A 15,704-nucleotide genomic window follows, 5' to 3' on the forward strand; every position below is an offset into this window, starting at 1 on the left:
AAGGTCACACCGGGCGAAAATTAGCAGTGCAGGCCACCTTACCGGCGACACGGCTCCCCTAGGAACGACCAACCGGGGATGCCCCTTTTGTGGGGCACCCCCGGTCGGGATCGCTCAAGTCATCGAGACGCCTGGTGATTTCAGACGAGCTCGGTGACGGTACCGCCGGCGGCGGTGATCTTCTCCTTGGCGGAGCCGGAGACGGCATCGACCGTCACCTGCAGCGCCACGGTGATCTCGCCCTGGCCGAGGACCTTGACGAGGCTGTTCTTGCGAACCGCACCGTTGGCGACGAGCCCCTCGACGGTGACCTCGCCACCCTCCGGGTACAGCGACGCCAGCTTGTCGAGGTTCACGACCTGGTACTCGGTCTTGAACGGGTTCCGGAAGCCCTTGAGCTTCGGGAGACGCATGTGGAGGGGCATCTGGCCACCCTCGAAGCGCTCCGGAACCTGGTAGCGGGCCTTCGTGCCCTTGGTACCACGTCCAGCCGTCTTACCCTTCGACGCCTCACCACGACCCACACGGGTCTTGGCGGTCTTGGCGCCCGGGGCGGGACGGAGGTTGTGGATCTTGAGCGGGTTGTTCTCCGCCATGATCAGTCGACCTCCTCAACCGTCACGAGGTGGCGGACGGTGTGAACCATTCCGCGGAACTCGGGGCGGTCCTCCTTGACGACCACGGTGTTGATCCCCTTGAGACCAAGGGACCGCAGAGTGTCACGGTGGTTCTGCTTGCTGCCGATGTACGACTTCGTCTGCGTGACCTTGAGGCGAGCCATTACGCACCCGCTCCCGCACGCGCACGAAGCAGAGCCGCGGGGGCGACGTCCTCGAGGGGCAGACCGCGGCGGGCCGCGATCTCCTCGGGACGCTGCAGGCCCTTGAGGGCCGCCACGGTCGCGTGCACGATGTTGATCGCGTTGGACGAGCCGAGCGACTTCGACAGGATGTCGTGGACGCCGGCGCACTCGAGGACAGCACGCACCGGGCCACCGGCGATGACGCCGGTACCGGGGGACGCAGGCTTGAGCAGGACGACGCCCGCGGCCTTCTCGCCCGTGATCGGGTGCGGGATCGTGCCCTGGATACGGGGGACCTTGAAGAAGTGCTTCTTGGCCTCCTCAACACCCTTGGCGATGGCGGCCGGCACCTCCTTGGCCTTGCCGTAGCCGACACCGACGGTGCCATCGCCATCGCCCACTACGACGAGCGCAGTGAAGCTGAAGCGACGACCACCCTTCACAACCTTGGCGACGCGGTTGATCGCGACAACGCGCTCAACGTACGCGGTCTTCTCGGCAGCAGCGCCGCCGTCACGGCCCTTCCGGTCCCGCCGCTCGCCGCCACCGGCACCGCTTCCGCGGCGCTGGGGTCCAGCCATTGGAATTACCTCTCTCTGTTTCCGCTAGCTACGGAACCAGGACTCAGAACTTGAGTCCGGCCTCGCGGGCGGCGTCCGCCAGGGCGGCGATGCGCCCGGCGTACTGGTTGCCACCACGGTCGAATACGACAGCCTCGACACCGGCGGCCTTGGCGCGCTCGGCGACAAGTGCGCCGACCTTGCCGGCCTGCGCCGACTTCTCGCCCTCGCCACGGATCGACGCGTCCAGGGTCGACGCCGACGCCAGGGTGTGACCCTTGATGTCGTCGATGACCTGGGCCACGATGTGGCGGTTCGAGCGCGTCACGACCAGGCGAGGACGCTCAGCCGTTCCGTTGACCTTCTTACGGATCCGGATGTGGCGCCGCTTGATGGCAGCACGCTTGTAAGCGTCGCCCTTAGCGATCTTCGTACCGTATGCCATGGCTTACTTACCCGCCTTTCCGACCTTGCGGCGGATGACTTCGCCCTCGTACTTGACACCCTTGGCCTTGTACGGGTCGGGCTTGCGCAGCTTGCGGATGTTGGCCGCAACCTCGCCGACCTTCTGCTTGTCGATTCCCTCGACCGAGAAGTGCGTCGGGTTCTCGACCTTGAACGAGATGCCCTCGGGCGCCTCGACCGTGATCGAGTGGCTGTAGCCGAGCGAGAATTCCAGGTTGGAACCCTTCGCCAGGACGCGGTAACCCACACCGCTGATTTCGAGCTTCTTCACGTAACCCGTGGTCACGCCGGTGATCATGTTCGCCACCAGCGTGCGGGACAGGCCGTGCAGGGCCTTGTTCTGACGCTCGTCGTTCGGGCGGGTGACATTGAGAATGCCGTCCTCGCCCTTAGCGATCTCGATCGGCGCCGCGACGGTGTGGGAGAGGGAGCCCTTGGGGCCCTTCACCGAAACCGTACGGCCGTCGATGGTGACGTCCACGCCGGCGGGAACCGTGATGGGGAGCTTGCCAATACGCGACATAGCTTCTTCCGATTCCTTTCCGCTACCAGACGTAGGCGAGAACTTCTCCGCCTACGCCCTTCTTGCCGGCCTGCTTGTCGGTGAGGAGACCGTGCGACGTGGAGATGATCGCCACGCCGAGGCCACCGAGCACCTTGGGCAGGGAGGTGGACTTCGCGTACACACGCAGACCCGGCTTCGAGATCCGCTTGATGCCCGCGATGGAGCGCTCACGGTTCGGGCCGAACTTCAGCTCGAGGACGAGCTTCTTGCCGACCTCGGCGTCCTCGACCTTCCAGCCGGTGATGAAGCCCTCCTGCTGGAGGATCTCCGCGATGTGAGACTTGATCTTGCTGTGCGGCATCGCGACATCGTCGTGGTACGCCGAGTTCGCGTTACGCAGACGAGTAAGCATGTCTGCGATGGGATCAGTCATGGTCATGAATTGGCCTTCGGCCTCTCTCGCCGGGGTTTCCAGTGCGCCATCCCTCTCCCCACTCAGTGGCGGGACGGGTGCGGTGCGGGGACCTACGGCGTAGTAAGTCGTACGGGCGTCCAGGCGCCCAACCCTCCTAGCCTAAGCCATGGAGGGATGGGCGCCCGACATCGCCCTTTACTTACCGAGAGCTTCCGGAATCCCGAAGTACGGGATTACCAGGAGCTCTTGGTCACGCCCGGCAGCTCGCCACGGTGAGCCATCTCACGAAGGCACACACGGCAGAGGCCGAACTTGCGGTACACGGAGTGCGGACGGCCGCAGCGCTGGCAGCGCGTGTAGCCACGTACGCCGAACTTGGGCTTACGAGCAGCCTTGGCAATCAGAGCCTTCTTCGCCATCTCGCTTACGCCTCCTTGAAGGGGAAGCCGAGGTGACGGAGAAGGGCACGGCCTTCGGCGTCGTTGGTCGCCGTGGTGACCACGGTGATGTCCATACCCCGGACGCGGTCGATCTTGTCCTGGTCGATCTCGTGGAACATGACCTGCTCCGTGAGACCGAAGGTGTAGTTGCCACGGCCGTCGAACTGCTTGGGGGACAGACCACGGAAGTCGCGGATGCGCGGCAGCGCGAGCGACAGGGTGCGGTCCAGGAACTCCCACATGCGGTCGCCACGGAGCGTGACGTGGGCACCGATCGGCTGGCCCTCACGCAGCTTGAACTGCGCGATGGACTTACGGGCCTTGGTGACGGCCGGCTTCTGACCGGTGATCGTGGTGAGGTCGCGAATCGCGCCGTCGATCAGCTTGGAGTCGCGGGCGGCGTCGCCCACACCCATGTTGACCACGATCTTGACGAGACCCGGGGTCTGCATGACGTTCTCGTAGGAGAACTCTTCCTGCAGCTTGCCCGCGATCTCCTCGCGGTACTTCGTCTTGAGACGCGGAGTCGTGGTGGTAGCCATCAGATGTCCTCACCCGTCCGCTTGGCAACGCGAACCTTGTTGCCCTCGTCGTCGAAGCGGTAACCGACACGCGTGACGACCTTGTTGCCGTCCTTCTCAACGACCAGCTGGACGTTGGAGACGTGGACGGGCGCCTCGGTCGTGACGATGCCACCGGCCTGCGAACCGCGAGCGGTCGGGCCGGCCTTGGTGTGCTTCTTGACCCGGTTGACACCCTCGACCAGGACGCGGTCCTCGCGGGGGTAGGCCGCGATGACCTTGCCCTGCTTGCCCTTGTCCTTACCGGTGATGACCTGTACCAGGTCGCCCTTCTTGATCTTCATGCTTACAGCACCTCCGGCGCGAGCGAGATGATCTTCATGAACTTCTTCTCGCGCAGCTCCCGGCCCACCGGGCCGAAGATGCGGGTGCCGCGAGGGTCGCCGTCGTTCTTCAGAATGACGGCGGCGTTCTCGTCGAAGCGGATGTACGAGCCGTCGGGACGGCGGCGCTCCTTGACGGTGCGAACGATGACCGCCTTGATGACGTCACCCTTCTTCACGTTGCCGCCGGGGATCGCGTCCTTGACGGTGGCGACGATCACGTCACCGATGCCCGCGTAGCGGCGACCGGAGCCACCGAGCACACGGATGCAAAGGATCTCCTTCGCACCAGTGTTGTCGGCGACACGCAGTCGCGACTCCTGCTGGATCACGTCTATCTCCTGTTTGTCTGCCGGTTCCCGGCAGGGGCCTTGTCCTGTACGGGATTCGGACCCCTGCCGAGCCTGGCGGAACTGTCCTGCGGGGGGTGCCCCGCAGGAGAATTACTTGGCCTTCTCGAGGATCTCGACGATGCGCCAGCGCTTCGTCGCGGACAGCGGCCGGGTCTCCATGATGACAACCCGGTCGCCGACGCCCGCGGCGTTCTGCTCGTCGTGCGCCTTGAGCTTGTTCGTACGGCGGATGACCTTGCCGTACAGCGCGTGCTTGACGCGGTCCTCGACGGCGACGACGACGGTCTTGTCCATCTTGTCGCTGACGACGAGACCCTCACGGGTCTTGCGGAAACCGCGGCTCGTCTTGGTCTCTTCAGTCACATTGCTCTCGCTCATCAGGCGCTCTCCACCGTCTCGATGCCCAGCTCGCGCTCACGCATCAGGGTGTAGATCCGCGCGATGTCCTTGCGGACGGCCTTCAGCCGACCGTGGTTCTCGAGCTGACCCGTGGCCGCCTGGAAGCGGAGGTTGAACAGCTCTTCCTTGGCTTCGCGGAGCTTCGCGAGAAGCTCCTCGTCACCCAGTTCGCGCAGCTCGGACGCCTTGGTACCGGCCGACATCACGCTTCACCTGCCTCGCGCTTGACGATCCGGCACTTCATCGGCAGCTTGTGGGCTGCGCGAGTCAGGGCCTCACGGGCGATCTTCTCGTTGGGGTAGGACAGCTCGAACATGACCCGGCCCGGGTGCACGTTCGCGACCCACCACTCGGGGGAACCCTTACCGGAACCCATGCGGGTCTCGGCGGGCTTCTTGGTCAGCGGGCGGTCCGGGTAGATGTTGATCCAGACCTTGCCGCCACGCTTGATGTGACGGGTCATCGCGATACGAGCCGCCTCGATCTGGCGGTTCGTCACGTACGCCGGCGTGAGGGCCTGAATGCCGTACTCGCCGAACGAGACCTCCGTACCACCCTTGGCCTGACCGCGGCGCTTGGGGTGGTGCTGCTTGCGGTGCTTGACCCTACGGGGGATCAGCATTTCGGTCAGGCCTCCGTTCCGCCAGTAGAAGAGGGCGCGGCCTCAGCCGGAGCGGCAGCCGCCGGAGCCTCGGCCTTGGGGGCCTCGGCAGCCGGGGCGGACTGCTGCGGCTTGCGGCCGCGGCCGCCACGCTCGCCACCGCGGCCACCGCCGCGGGCCGGGCGGTCGCCGCCCGGGCCGCCACCACGGGCCGGGCGGTTGCCCGCGCGGGCCGCGGCGTTCTCGGCGCGGACCTCGGCGATGTTCTTGACGTCGCCCTTGTAGATCCAGACCTTCACACCGATACGGCCGAAGGTCGTCTTGGCCTCGAAGAAGCCGTAGTCGACGTTCGCGCGGAGCGTGTGCAGGGGCACACGGCCCTCGCGGTAGAACTCCGAGCGGGACATCTCGGCGCCGCCGAGACGGCCACCACACTGGATCTTGATGCCCTTGGCGCCGGCCTTCATCGTGCCCTGCATGCTCTTGCGCATGGCACGACGGAAGGAGACGCGGGAGGACAGCTGCTCGGCGACGGCCTGGGCCACCAGCTGAGCGTCCGTCTCCGGGCTCTTGACCTCAAGGATGTTCAGCTGGACCTGCTTGCCGGTCAGCTTCTCGAGGTCGCCGCGGATGCGGTCGGCCTCGGCGCCACGACGGCCGATGACGATGCCCGGGCGCGCGGTGTGGATGTCCACACGGACGCGGTCACGGGTGCGCTCGATCTCAACCTTCGAGATGCCGGCGCGCTCCATGCCGGACGTCATCATCCGACGGATGGCGACGTCTTCCTTGACGTAGTCCTTGTACAGCTTGTCGGCGTACCACCGGGACTTGAAGTCGGTGGTGATGCCGAGTCGGAACCCGTGCGGGTTTACCTTCTGGCCCATTACCGGGAACCTTCCTTGCTGCTGACGACCACGGTGATGTGGCTGGTCCGCTTGCGGATCCGGTAGGCACGGCCCTGGGCACGCGGACGGAACCGCTTCAGGGTCGGGCCCTCGTCGACGTAGGCCTCGGAGATGACAAGGCTGCCGGCGTCGGTGTGGTCGTAGTTGTGTGCGGCGTTGGCAATGGCGCTGTCAAGCACCTTGCCGACCGGCACGCTCGCGGCCTGCGGGGCGAAACGCAGGACCGCCTGAGCCTCCGTGGCATCCATGCCACGGATAAGGTCCACCACGCGGCGGGCCTTCATGGGCGTAACGCGGATGTACCGCGCCTGGGCCCTGGCTTCCATGGTTGTCCTTCCAGTGTCTGTCATGGTCGATTCCACCCCGCGTTAGCGGCGCTTCGACTTCCGGTCGTCCTTGACGTGACCCCGGAAGGTGCGCGTCGGCGAGAACTCGCCGAGCTTGTGGCCGACCATCGACTCGGTGACAAACACCGGAATGTGGGTCTTGCCGTTGTGCACCGCGATCGTGTGGCCGAGCATGGCCGGGATGATCATCGAGCGACGGGACCAGGTCTTGATGACGTTCTTGGAACCGGCTTCGTTCTGGGCGTCCACCTTCTTGATCAGGTGGTCGTCGACGAAGGGCCCCTTCTTGAGACTGCGCGGCATCTAAACCCGCTCCTAGCGCTTCTTGTTCGTCTTGCGGCGGCGGACGATGTACTTGTTCGAAGCCTTCTTCGGCGAACGAGTACGACCCTCCTTCTGACCCCACGGCGAGACCGGGTGGCGACCACCGGAGGTCTTGCCCTCACCACCACCGTGCGGGTGGTCAACCGGGTTCATCGCCACACCGCGAACGGTCGGGCGGACGCCCAGCCAGCGCTTGCGGCCGGCCTTGCCCCAGTTGATGTTCGACTGCTCGGCGTTGCCGACCTCGCCGACGGTGGCGCGGCAGCGCACGTCGACCAGGCGGATCTCTCCGGACGGCATGCGCAGGTGGGCCATCTGGCCCTCCTTCGCGAGCAGCTGCACGGAGGCACCGGCGGAGCGGGCGAACTTGGCACCGCCACCGGGACGGAGCTCGATCGCGTGGATCGTGGTACCGACCGGGATGTTGCGGAGGGCCAGGTTGTTGCCCGGCTTGATGTCGGCCCCGGGACCGTTCTCGACGCGGTCGCCCTGCGACAGGTTGCGGGGGGCGAGGATGTAGCGCTTCTCGCCGTCCGCGTAGTGAAGCAGCGCGATGCGCGCGGTGCGGTTGGGGTCGTACTCGATGTGCGCGACCTTCGCCGGCACGCCGTCCTTGTCATGGCGACGGAAGTCGATGACACGGTAGGCGCGCTTGTGTCCACCACCCTGGTGGCGAACGGTCACACGACCGGAATTGTTACGGCCGCCCTTGCTGTGCAGCGGGCGAACCAGCGACTTCTCCGGCGTGGACCGCGTGACCTCGACGAAGTCGGCGACGCTGGAGCCACGACGGCCCGGCGTAGTCGGCTTGTACTTGCGGATTCCCATTTCTCAGTCCTCGTCCGATATTCGGACCAGGGCACTCCGTTAGGAGGCCTGGCCGAAGATGTCGATACGGTCGCCCTCAGCGAGGGTCACGATCGCGCGCTTGCTGTCCGCACGCTTGCCGAAGCCGGTGCGGGTGCGCTTGCGCTTGCCCTGACGGTTGATCGTGTTGACCCCGGTGACCTTGACCGAGAAGACCGCCTGGACGGCCTGCTTGATCTGGGTCTTGTTGGCCCGCGGGTCCACGACGAAGGTGTACTTGCCCTCGTCGAGAAGCGCGTAGCTCTTCTCCGAGACGACCGGCTTGAGGAGCACGTCACGGGGATCCGTGAAGGACTTGCTCAGCGGGGTCTCGACGGTGTTCTTGCCCTCGGTGGCGTGGCGCTTCGCCTTGGCGACGCGCGCGGCCTTGGCGGCCTTGGCCGCCTTGGGCGCAATGCTCGGGTGACGCGTAGCCATCAGGCTTCGCTCCCTTCGGTGTCAGCGTTCCGCTCTGCGGAGGGCGCGCCGGACACGAAGGACTCGAAGGCGGCCTGGGTGAAGACCACGTCGTCCGAGACGAGAACGTCGTACGTGTTCAGCTGGCCCGGCTCCAGGATGTGCACCTGGGGCAGGTTGCGGGCGGAGAGCAGGCCCTGCTCGTCCTCGCGGGAGATGACCAGGAGCACGTTCTTGCGCTCGCTGATCTTGCCCAGCAGGGACTTCGCGGCCTTCGTGGAGATCTCGCCGTCGACCACGCCGGTGACGACGTGGATACGAGCGTTGCGGGCCCGGTCGGTGAGGGCGTGGCGCAGGGCCGCGGCCTTCATCTTCTTCGGGGTCCGCTGCGAGTAGTCACGCGGCTGCGGGCCGTGGACCACGCCACCGCCGGCGAACTGCGGCGCACGGGTCGAGCCCTGACGGGCGCGGCCGGTGCCCTTCTGGCGGTACGGCTTCTTGCCGCCACCGCGAACCTCGCCACGGGTCTTGGTCTTGTGCGTGCCCTGGCGGGCAGCGGCCAGCTGGGCGACGACGACCTGGTGGATCAGCGGAATGCTGATCTTCTCGACGTCGAAGATCTCCGCGGGGAGCTCGACCGTCCCGGTCTTGTCGCCTGCCGGCGAAAGGATGTCAACAGTGCTCATCGTTACCTCAGGCCCCCTTGGCCGCAGTGCGGACCAGGACGAGGCCGCCGTTCGGACCGGGAACCGCGCCCTTGATGAGCAGCAGACCCTTCTCCGCGTCAACGGCGTGGACGGTCAGGTTCTGGGTGGTGACCCGCTCGTTGCCCATGCGACCCGCCATGCGGAGGCCCTTGAACACACGGCCCGGGGTGGCGCAGCCACCGATGGAGCCGGGAGAGCGGTGCTTGCGCTGGGTGCCGTGACCGGCGCCGAGGCCCTTGAAGTTGTGACGCTTCATGACACCGGCGAAGCCCTTGCCCTTGCTCTTGCCGGTCACGTCCACCTTCACGCCGGCCTCGAAGACCTCCGCGGAGATCTCCTGACCCAGCGTGTACTCGGAGGCGTCCGCGGTGCGGATCTCGACGAGGTGGCGGCGGGGGGTGACGTCGGCCTTGGCGAAGTGACCCTTGAGGGGCTTGTTCACCTTGCGCGGGTCGATCTCGCCGAAGGCGATCTGGACCGCTTCGTAGCCGTCGGAGTCATTCGTACGGACCTGGGTGACGACGTTGGGGGAGGCCTTGACGACCGTCACGGGAACAACACGGTTGTTCTCGTCCCACACCTGCGTCATGCCGAGCTTCTCGCCCAGGATGCCCTTGATCTGCTTAGCCATTCTCAGATCACCGGCCCCTAGAGCTTGATCTCGATGTCGACACCGGCCGGGAGGTCGAGTCGCATCAGGGAGTCAACGGTCTTGGGCGTCGGGTCGAGAATGTCGATCAGGCGCTTGTGCGTGCGCATCTCGAAGTGCTCGCGCGAGTCCTTGTACTTGTGCGGCGACTTGATGACGCAGTACACGTTCTTCTCAGTGGGCAGCGGCACCGGGCCCGCGACAGACGCACCAGTTCGCGTCACCGTCTCGACGATCTTCTTCGCCGAGCTGTCGATGACCTCGTGGTCGTAGGCCTTGAGCCGGATGCGGATCTTCTGTCCCGCCATGGCTACTCAGTAGTCCTTAGTCTCGTTTAACGCTCTGGAACCCGGGGGTTCGCGTCCCTTACCTCCGACCCACGCGGTCGGGCGTGTCGCGCTCCTGCTGACAGAGATATCCACGAGTGGATTTTCCCTGCCGAGGGACGCGGCCGAGCCCAAAGGACAACCGCAGGACCGGGGGCTGAACACCCACCGGGTGCCTGGTCTGCACCCCGCTGACACTTCCCGGAAGATTCCCGTACGTCCGCTCCAGCGCTGCCTTACGGCAGTTGGAGCGACGAGTACTGTGGGACTCGCTTCCGGTCCTCCCGGCGGGAGGCGCGCAGCATCGGCACTCAACCGAGCAACCCCGACAGTCTGCCATACGGGGCATACGGCTGGCCAATCGAGCCGGAGAGAATACCCCCAGGGTGACGCAGGTCAAACACGGCGTCGTCCCGACCCGGCGATTCGCTGCCGGTTTCATACCTCACACGCCCCGCGACAGACTGGTCTGCGTTCTTGATCAAGGCACACCCGCCGAGGAGCTGCTCTGGAACGCTCTCGACGCCGATGCCGAGCGTCTCATCGTCACGCTGGAGCGCAACGACCTGGGCGGTGTGGACCCGGTGTACATGGAGGACGACGGCGTCGGCACGTCTCCCGAGCAGATCCCCGCCGACGGGACGATTCCCGGCCTGGACGTCACACGAGCGGGGCGCCACGGGTCACGAACACGAGCATCAGTAGCGGCGGGACGGCTTGCGCCCCCTTGTGTCAGTGGGCCGGACTACTGTTCTGGGACGCCTTCCAGGCGCCTTTCGAGTCGTATCGCGCTGAGCAGAGAGCGAGCCTCCGTGACCACCACCGTGCACGACGTCCTTCGTGTCATTCGCGAGAAGTCGACGACGAATCGCGAGCTCGGGACCGCCTTCGAGCGGCTCATGGTGCGCTTTCTCAGTACGGACCCGCTGTGGAGCGAGCAGTTCAGCCGCGTGTGGATGTACGGCGAGTGGCCGGGGGCTGCCGCTGCCAAGCAGGATCTCGGTATCGATCTGGTGGCGCAGGAGCGGGAGACCGGCGCTCTCTGGGCGATCCAGTGCAAGTTCTACGAACCGGATCACACGGTCCAGAAGCCCGACCTCGACTCCTTCTTCACCGCCTCCGGAAAGGGCGGTTTCACCCACCGCCTGATCATCTCGACTACGGACAGGTGGGGGCCGAACGCAGAGGCGGCTCTGGAGGACCAGCAGATCCCCGTCCAGCGCCTCGGCCTGTCGGACATCGCGGCGAGTCCGGTGGAGTGGCGGCTGCCGGCGAGCGGCGACGCGAGTCGGGTCGAGCTGTCCCTGCAGGGCAAGAAGTCTCCCCGCTCCCACCAGCGCGAGGCCATCGATGCGGTGTTCCATGGCTTCGAGGAGCACGACCGCGGCAAGCTGATCATGGCCTGCGGCACCGGCAAGACGTTCACGGGCCTGAAGATCGTGGAACGGCTGGCGGCCGAGCGGGCCGCGAGCGGGCAGGGCGAGCACACCCGGGTCCTCTTCCTCGTCCCGTCCATCGCGCTTCTGTCGCAGACCCTGCGGGAGTGGAGGTACGAGACCGAGACCCCCTTGCGCGCATTCGCGGTCTGCTCCGACGCCAGGGTCTCCCGCGGACGGGTCGACGCCGACGACCTCGACATGGCCACACATGACCTGGCACTGCCCGCCACCACGGATCCCGCCCGTCTGGTCTCCCAGATCAAGGGCGACGGGACCGAGTCGCCCGCCGGTCTGACGGTGGTCTTCTCCACGTACCAGTCGATCGGCACGATCGCCAAGGCGCAGGAGATGGGGCTCGACGCCTTCGACCTGATCCTGTGCGACGAGGCCCACCGCACCACGGGCGTCACGCTCGCGGGTCACGACGAGTCGAACTTCGTCCGGGTCCACGACAACGACGTCGTCCGCGCCACCCGCCGCCTCTACATGACGGCGACCCCGAGGCTCTACAACGAGGACACCAAGGCGGACGCGAAGAACGCCTCAGCCGTGCTGGCCTCCATGGACGACGAGAGCCTGTACGGTCCCGAGTTCCACCGGCTCGGTTTCGGCAAGGCGGTGGAACAGGGGCTGCTCACCGACTACCGGGTCCTCATCCTCACCGTGGACCAGGACGTGGTCGCCAAGTCCTACCAGCAGGGCCTGGCAGCCGGCGGCCCCGAGCTGAACCTCGACGACGCCGCCAAGATCATCGGCTGCTGGAACGGCCTGGCGAAGCGCACGGGGACCTTCGGGGACGGCACCGGTTTCCTGCCCGGTGAGGAGCCGATGCGCCGAGCAGTAGCCTTCTCCCGCTCCATCAAGGACTCCCAGGCCATCGCGCAGCACTTCAACGACATCGTCACCTCGTACGAGGACGCCGACGACGACGTGCTGAACTGCGACGTCCAGCACGTCGACGGCACGTTCAACACGCTGCGCCGCAACGACCTGCTGGACTGGCTCAAGCAGGACCCGGGCCCGAACAACGCCCGCATCCTGTCCAACGCCCGCTGTCTGTCCGAGGGCGTCGACGTCCCGAACCTCGACGCGGTCCTCTTCCTCCAGCCGCGCAACTCCGTCGTAGACGTCGTGCAGTCCGTCGGCCGCGTGATGCGCCTGGCCCCCGGCAAGCGCTACGGGTACATCATCCTGCCCGTCGCCGTACCCGCCGGCATGTCCGCCGAAGAGGCCCTGGCCGACAACCGCCGCTTCAAGACCGTCTGGCAGGTCCTTCAGGCGCTGCGCGCCCACGACGACCGTTTCAACGCGTCCGTCAACCAGATCGATGTCAACAAGAAGGCCCCGAACACCATCGGGATCGGAACGATCGGCGCCGGGGACGAGTCGGTCGGTGACCAGGACGGCAGCAGCACCGAGCAGAGTGCACAGGCGAAGGCGGACAAAGAGGAGCAGACCGCTCGCTACGTCCAGGACCGCCTGGAGTTCGACGAGGCATGGCGCACGGCCATCTACGCCCGCATCGTCGACAAGGTCGGCGAGCGCACGTACTGGGAGCAGTGGGCCAAGGACATCGCGCTGATCGCGGAGCGGCACGTCGCCCGCATCAGGGCAGGCCTGACCAACCCTCAGAAGGCGGAAGCGTTCGAGGAGTTCACCGCTGAACTGCGGGCGAACATAAATCCCGGCGTCACCGAGTCCGACGCCATCGACATGCTCGCCCAGCACCTGATCACCAAGCCGGTGTTCGACGCACTCTTCCAGGACTACGCGTTCGCCGACCACAACCCCGTCTCCAAGGCCATGCAGCGCATGCTCACCGTCCTGGACGACGACACCATCTCGGCCGAGGCGAAGACCCTTCAGGGCTTCTACGAGTCGGTGCGGGTGCGCGCGGAGGGCATCACCGACCACGAGGGCCGCCAGCGCGTCGTCACCGAGCTGTACGAGAAGTTCTTCAAGACGGCGCTGCCTAAGACAGCGGACGCGTTGGGCATCGTCTACACGCCGACTGAGGTCGTCGACTTCATTCTGCGCTCCACGGACCAGGCGCTGGGGCGTCACTTCGGCCGTTCGCTGTCGGACGAGGACGTGCACGTGCTGGACCCCTTCACGGGGACGGGCACGTTCGTGGTGCGGCTGCTGCAGTCCGGCCTGATCAAGCCGGAGGACCTGCTGCGCAAGTACACGCGGGAACTGCACGCCAACGAGATCGTGCTGCTGGCGTACTACATCGCGGCGGTCAACATCGAGGCGGCGTTCCATGATCTGTACGCGGAGACCGGGGGCGGGGACGGTGACACGTATGTGCCGTTCGAGGGCATCGTGCTGACCGACACGTTCCAGCTCGCGGAGTCCGACGAGGGGCGGCTGTTCGGGGACGTGCTGTCGGGGAACAGTGAGCGGGCGCGAAAGCAGCAGCAGCAAGACATCCGCGTCGTTGTCGGCAATCCCCCCTACTCCGTCGGCCAGGAAAGCGGGAACGACAACAACCAGAACCTGAAGTACGAGACATTGGACAAGCGCCTCGCGGAGACGTATGTCGCCCGGTCCACAGCCACGCTCAAGACATCCCTCTATGACTCCTACATTCGCGCCTTCCGCTGGGCGTCGGACCGGATCAAGGACGAGGGTGTCGTGGCGTTCGTCTCCAACGGTGGGTACGTCGACGGCAACACCGCGGACGGCCTGCGCAAGTGCCTGACGGACGAATTCGACGCGGTGTACTGCTACAACCTGCGGGGCAACCAGCGTACGGCCGGCGAGCTGTCTCGGAAGGAAGGCGGCAAGATCTTCGGCTCAGGCAGCCGGAACACGGTGGCCGTCATCGTCTTGGTCAAGGGTGGCAACACGGACGCCCCGCGTGGGCTGTTCTACCGGGACATCGGGGACTACCTCAGCCGCGAGGAGAAGCTCAACATCGTCAGCGGGCAGGGCCTGGAGACGGTGGAGTGGGAGCGGATCGCGCCGAACGAGGACGGAGACTGGATCAACCAGCGGGACGAGCGATTCGCGATCTTCCAGCCGATCGCCGAGAAGGACAAGGCTACGCGGGCCGACGGCGTGTTCGCGCTGTACTCCAGCGGCCTGAAGACCGGACGCGACCCGTGGGCCTACAACTTCTCCGAGCAGCTGGTCATCGAGAACATGGAGTCGACGATCGACTTCTACAACAGTCAGGTCAAAGGGTTCAACGACCACTGCAAGGCGGCGGGGATCATCTCCCCCACCACATCCGACGTGGACGCGTTCATCGATCTCGACCCCAGGAAGATCAGCTGGGATCGGGCGGACAAATCCCGCATCGCCCGGGGCGAGAAGTACGCGTTCCAGGCCGACAGGGTCTTCACTTCCACGTATCGGCCCTTCATGCGCCAGCTTGTCTACTTCGACCGGAAATTGAACAACACCGTCTACCAGGTCCCTCGGCTGTTCCCCACCCCAGAGCATGAGAACCTCGGCTTCTACAGCGTCGGCAACGGATCGGCCGTCCCCTTCTCAGTCCTCATGCTGGGCTGCCTCCCCGATCTGCACGTCACAGGCGCGGGCAGCGGCGGCCAGTTCTTCCCCCGCTACACCTACCGCGAACTCGCGGTGGAAGGCGGCTTCGACTTCGGCGAAGAAGACGGTTCCGCCGCCTACGAACGCGTCGACAACATCACCGACGCCACTCTCGCCGCATACCGCAAGACCTACGCGGACACGGCCCCCGACCTGACGAAGGACGACATCTTCTTCTACGCCTACGGGCTGCTCCACTCCCCCGCCTACCGCGAGGCCTACGCCGCCGACCTCAAGAAGTCCCTGCCCCGCATCCCGAGGGTGCGGGACTTCAAGGGCTTCTCGGCGGCCGGACGGGAACTGTCCAAGCTGCACATCGGGTACGAGACGGCCAAGCCCTTCGGCGGCGTCGTCCTGTCGCTGACCGGCACCCGCCCGGACATGCCCGACTCGGAGCTGTATCGGGTGACGAAGATGAAGATCCCGAAGACGAAGGGCGTTCAGGACCGGACGCAGATCGTCTACAACCACCACATCACGCTGGAGAACATTCCGGAGGAAGCCTACGAGTACCAGCTCGGGGCGCGTTCGGCGATCGAATGGATCATCGACCGGTACCAGGTGAAGACCGATCCGAAGTCCGGCATCGTCAATGACCCCAACGACTGGTCCGACGACCCGCGTTACGTCGTCGACCTGCTCAGGCGCATCGTGACGGTGAGCCTGGCGACCATCGAGATCGTCAAGCACCTCCCGCCACTCGACATCATCGAAGACGCCGCCTGAGCCAACGTCG

Annotated in this window: 22 protein-coding genes; 1 reads left to right on the plus strand and 21 read right to left on the minus strand. The window is 65.9% G+C overall.

Features of this window, described 5'->3' with window-relative positions:
* Positions 1-140: 140 nt before the first annotated feature.
* From rplO to rpsJ, 21 genes are all read right to left on the minus strand, one after another.
* Positions 141-596, minus strand: a complete 456-nt coding sequence (gene rplO, locus ACFWXQ_RS40370; protein WP_266831346.1) for a 50S ribosomal protein L15 — start codon at positions 594-596, stop codon at positions 141-143.
* A gap of 2 nt (positions 597-598) precedes the next feature.
* A complete protein-coding gene (gene rpmD / locus ACFWXQ_RS40375) occupies positions 599-781 on the minus strand; it encodes a 50S ribosomal protein L30 (RefSeq protein ID WP_006376032.1) in 183 nt (60 codons plus the stop codon).
* Positions 781-1,383, minus strand: a complete 603-nt coding sequence (gene rpsE, locus ACFWXQ_RS40380; RefSeq protein WP_055513610.1) for a 30S ribosomal protein S5 — start codon at positions 1,381-1,383, stop codon at positions 781-783. Before rpsE ends, rpmD begins: the two co-directional genes overlap by 1 nt.
* Before the next feature lie 43 nt (positions 1,384-1,426).
* Positions 1,427-1,807 carry a 50S ribosomal protein L18 gene (gene rplR / locus ACFWXQ_RS40385; protein WP_055614918.1) on the minus strand — a complete coding sequence of 127 codons (381 nt, stop codon included), beginning with the start codon at positions 1,805-1,807 and terminating at the stop codon, positions 1,427-1,429.
* A gap of 3 nt (positions 1,808-1,810) precedes the next feature.
* Complete coding sequence (gene rplF / locus ACFWXQ_RS40390; RefSeq protein WP_383935590.1) at positions 1,811-2,350, minus strand: 50S ribosomal protein L6; 540 nt, start codon at positions 2,348-2,350, stop codon at positions 1,811-1,813.
* Between the two features lie 22 nt (positions 2,351-2,372).
* Complete coding sequence (rpsH, locus tag ACFWXQ_RS40395; RefSeq protein ID WP_055614920.1) at positions 2,373-2,771, minus strand: 30S ribosomal protein S8; 399 nt, start codon at positions 2,769-2,771, stop codon at positions 2,373-2,375.
* A gap of 209 nt (positions 2,772-2,980) precedes the next feature.
* On the minus strand, positions 2,981-3,166 hold the full coding sequence (locus ACFWXQ_RS40400) for a type Z 30S ribosomal protein S14 (RefSeq protein WP_003948630.1): 186 nt from the start codon (positions 3,164-3,166) through the stop codon (positions 2,981-2,983).
* Between the two features lie 5 nt (positions 3,167-3,171).
* Positions 3,172-3,729 carry a 50S ribosomal protein L5 gene (gene rplE / locus ACFWXQ_RS40405; protein ID WP_010986351.1) on the minus strand — a complete coding sequence of 186 codons (558 nt, stop codon included), beginning with the start codon at positions 3,727-3,729 and terminating at the stop codon, positions 3,172-3,174.
* A complete protein-coding gene (gene rplX, locus ACFWXQ_RS40410) occupies positions 3,729-4,052 on the minus strand; it encodes a 50S ribosomal protein L24 (RefSeq protein ID WP_055614922.1) in 324 nt (107 codons plus the stop codon). The genes rplE and rplX overlap by 1 nt, the downstream gene beginning before the upstream one ends.
* A gap of 2 nt (positions 4,053-4,054) precedes the next feature.
* Entirely contained in the window at positions 4,055-4,423 is a 369-nt protein-coding gene (rplN, locus tag ACFWXQ_RS40415) for a 50S ribosomal protein L14 (RefSeq protein WP_003992364.1), read from the minus strand.
* A 111-nt stretch (positions 4,424-4,534) separates the two neighbouring features.
* Positions 4,535-4,822: a 30S ribosomal protein S17 gene (gene rpsQ, locus ACFWXQ_RS40420; protein WP_307539704.1), complete on the minus strand. Its 288-nt coding sequence runs from the start codon at positions 4,820-4,822 to the stop codon at positions 4,535-4,537.
* Complete coding sequence (gene rpmC, locus ACFWXQ_RS40425; protein ID WP_003998824.1) at positions 4,822-5,046, minus strand: 50S ribosomal protein L29; 225 nt, start codon at positions 5,044-5,046, stop codon at positions 4,822-4,824. Before rpmC ends, rpsQ begins: the two co-directional genes overlap by 1 nt.
* Positions 5,046-5,465 carry a 50S ribosomal protein L16 gene (rplP, locus tag ACFWXQ_RS40430; protein ID WP_055614924.1) on the minus strand — a complete coding sequence of 140 codons (420 nt, stop codon included), beginning with the start codon at positions 5,463-5,465 and terminating at the stop codon, positions 5,046-5,048. The genes rpmC and rplP overlap by 1 nt, the downstream gene beginning before the upstream one ends.
* A 5-nt stretch (positions 5,466-5,470) precedes the next feature.
* Positions 5,471-6,331 (minus strand): 30S ribosomal protein S3, encoded by an 861-nt coding sequence (gene rpsC, locus ACFWXQ_RS40435; RefSeq protein WP_383935591.1) that lies wholly within the window; start codon positions 6,329-6,331, stop codon positions 5,471-5,473.
* Complete coding sequence (gene rplV, locus ACFWXQ_RS40440) at positions 6,331-6,678, minus strand: 50S ribosomal protein L22 (protein ID WP_055524703.1); 348 nt, start codon at positions 6,676-6,678, stop codon at positions 6,331-6,333. Before rplV ends, rpsC begins: the two co-directional genes overlap by 1 nt.
* A gap of 42 nt (positions 6,679-6,720) precedes the next feature.
* Entirely contained in the window at positions 6,721-7,002 is a 282-nt protein-coding gene (gene rpsS, locus ACFWXQ_RS40445) for a 30S ribosomal protein S19 (RefSeq protein WP_010986346.1), read from the minus strand.
* A 12-nt stretch (positions 7,003-7,014) separates the two neighbouring features.
* The gene (gene rplB / locus ACFWXQ_RS40450; RefSeq protein ID WP_055614926.1) at positions 7,015-7,851 is read right to left on the minus strand and encodes a 50S ribosomal protein L2; all 837 of its coding nucleotides are present in this window, start codon (positions 7,849-7,851) and stop codon (positions 7,015-7,017) included.
* Between the two features lie 39 nt (positions 7,852-7,890).
* Positions 7,891-8,307: a 50S ribosomal protein L23 gene (rplW, locus tag ACFWXQ_RS40455; RefSeq protein WP_055614927.1), complete on the minus strand. Its 417-nt coding sequence runs from the start codon at positions 8,305-8,307 to the stop codon at positions 7,891-7,893.
* Positions 8,307-8,972 (minus strand): 50S ribosomal protein L4, encoded by a 666-nt coding sequence (gene rplD / locus ACFWXQ_RS40460; protein ID WP_383935593.1) that lies wholly within the window; start codon positions 8,970-8,972, stop codon positions 8,307-8,309. Before rplD ends, rplW begins: the two co-directional genes overlap by 1 nt.
* Positions 8,973-8,979: 7 nt before the next feature.
* The gene (rplC, locus tag ACFWXQ_RS40465; protein WP_055614929.1) at positions 8,980-9,624 is read right to left on the minus strand and encodes a 50S ribosomal protein L3; all 645 of its coding nucleotides are present in this window, start codon (positions 9,622-9,624) and stop codon (positions 8,980-8,982) included.
* 17 nt (positions 9,625-9,641) lie between these two features.
* Complete coding sequence (rpsJ, locus tag ACFWXQ_RS40470; RefSeq protein ID WP_003948644.1) at positions 9,642-9,950, minus strand: 30S ribosomal protein S10; 309 nt, start codon at positions 9,948-9,950, stop codon at positions 9,642-9,644.
* An 830-nt stretch (positions 9,951-10,780) separates the two neighbouring features.
* On the opposite strand from rpsJ, the gene ACFWXQ_RS40475 reads away from it, so the two are divergent.
* Positions 10,781-15,694, plus strand: coding sequence for a DEAD/DEAH box helicase (locus tag ACFWXQ_RS40475; RefSeq protein ID WP_383935596.1), 4,914 nt, complete (start codon positions 10,781-10,783; stop codon positions 15,692-15,694).
* Positions 15,695-15,704 lie beyond the last annotated feature (10 nt).

The organism is Streptomyces sp. NPDC058697 (assembly GCF_042715345.1).
Taxonomy (GTDB): domain Bacteria; phylum Actinomycetota; class Actinomycetes; order Streptomycetales; family Streptomycetaceae; genus Streptomyces; species Streptomyces liliifuscus.